2 protein-coding genes are annotated in these 1,543 nt (G+C 68.4%); one reads left to right on the forward strand and one right to left on the reverse strand.

Going from position 1 to position 1,543, the window contains the following annotated elements; translation table 11 throughout:
- Positions 1-332 (reverse strand): IS3 family transposase (locus ABTY98_RS42160; RefSeq protein WP_352226470.1); only part of this gene is annotated, 332 nt, incomplete at its 3' end.
- 103 nt (positions 333-435) lie between these two features.
- Between ABTY98_RS42160 and ABTY98_RS42165 the strand changes: the two genes are divergently transcribed.
- Positions 436-1,260 carry an alpha/beta fold hydrolase gene (locus ABTY98_RS42165; protein WP_502994507.1) on the forward strand — a complete coding sequence of 275 codons (825 nt, stop codon included), beginning with the start codon at positions 436-438 and terminating at the stop codon, positions 1,258-1,260.
- Positions 1,261-1,543 lie beyond the last annotated feature (283 nt).

Raw genomic sequence — 1,543 nt, forward strand, 5'->3', positions numbered from 1 at the left:
GTGAAGTCGCGTTGCACCAGGTCAGGGGCAAGGTCGGCATCCGGGTCACGTCGGGTGAAGCCCTTGCCCCGGCGGGGGCTGATCCCTGCGAGGCCGGCCTGGCGCATGAGCCGTTCGACGCGCTTGCGGCCGACATGGACGCCCTCGCGCTTGAGGACGGCATGCACGCGGGGCGAGCCGTAGATCCCGCCGGAGTCGGCGTGGACCTGACGGATCTTCCCGGTCAGCTCGGCGTCCTGGCGGCGCCGCTCGCACGGTTCCTTCTCGGCCCGGCGCCAGCGGTAGTAGGTGGAGGAGGGGAGTTGCCGTCCGTCCGCCGGGCCCTGGGACACGCCAGGCGGCCGCGAGGAGTTGTTGTGACGTCTTTGTCGACAGGTTTGGGGGGCGTCCAGAACGTGAAAGGTGCTGGTCATGCCGCAGAAGAGGAGAGCAATAGTGAACTGGACACTCGGCGAGGAGTTCGAGACTCCTGAGGGGATGGTGCGGTGGAAGATCCTCGGCAGCGGAGACCCGGTCGTGCTGGTTCACGGCACCCCATATTCCTCGTTTCTCTGGCGGGACATCGCTCCAGCGCTCGCCCGTACCCGCACGGTCTTCGTCTTCGACCACCTCGGCTTCGGCCAGTCGGACCAGCGTGAGGGCCAGGACCTCAGCCTGGCGGCTCACGCGAGAAATTTTGCCCGGCTCCTCGACCACTGGGAGCTGTCCTGCCCCAGCGTCGTCGCCCACGACATCGGCGGGGCCGTGGCACTCCGAACGCTGCTGTTGGAGGAGCGGAAGTACCGGGACCTGACCCTCTTCGACGCAGTGAGCGGTGGTGAGTGGGAGCGAGGACTCTTCCAGCTCATCCTGGAACACGCGGACGTCCTCCAGCAGCTTCCGGACTACGCGCACGAAGCACTGGTCGCCAGCCACATGCGGCACGCGACGCACACCGGCTTCCGGCCGGGGGTCCTCGACGCCTTTCTCGCACCGTGGCGGGAGGCCGAAGGGCAGGCCGCGTTCTACCGCCAGTACAGCCAGATCAGGCAGGCGGACACCGCCGCGTACGAGAACCTGCTGGGCACCATGTCACTTCCGGTGCGCATCATCTGGGGCCGCGAGGACCGCATCCTGCCGCCGAAGTACGCGGAGTGGCTGCACGCGCGCATCCCGCACGCCGAGTTGCACTGGATCGACGGGGCGGGTCACCTCCTCCAGGAAGACGCGCCAGGGCAGCTGTCTGCCTACCTTGCCGCCGGGTTCCCCTCAGACAGGTGAGAAGGGGCAGTGGGAAGCGCGGCGTCACTCACCGGGGGGTGCGACCGTCTGCCGGCCGACGAACGCCTGGGGGACGGATAGCGCGGGCGCCCGGAGACCACCGCGCAGCCGACGGAGCCGCCACCCGGCCCGGTCACGACCGTCCCGGGCCGGGCCGCCTGGGCAGCTGTCGGAAGACCCTTCTCAGCCTAGTGTGGTGCGCCAGAAATCACGAGGGTAAGTTGCTACCCTGTTCGGGTGTCAGGTCCTGGGCCTTCTGCCGTGTCAATCTCGCTGTCTGAGG

This window comes from Streptomyces sp. NPDC096040 (assembly GCF_040303265.1).
Lineage (GTDB): Bacteria > Actinomycetota > Actinomycetes > Streptomycetales > Streptomycetaceae > Streptomyces.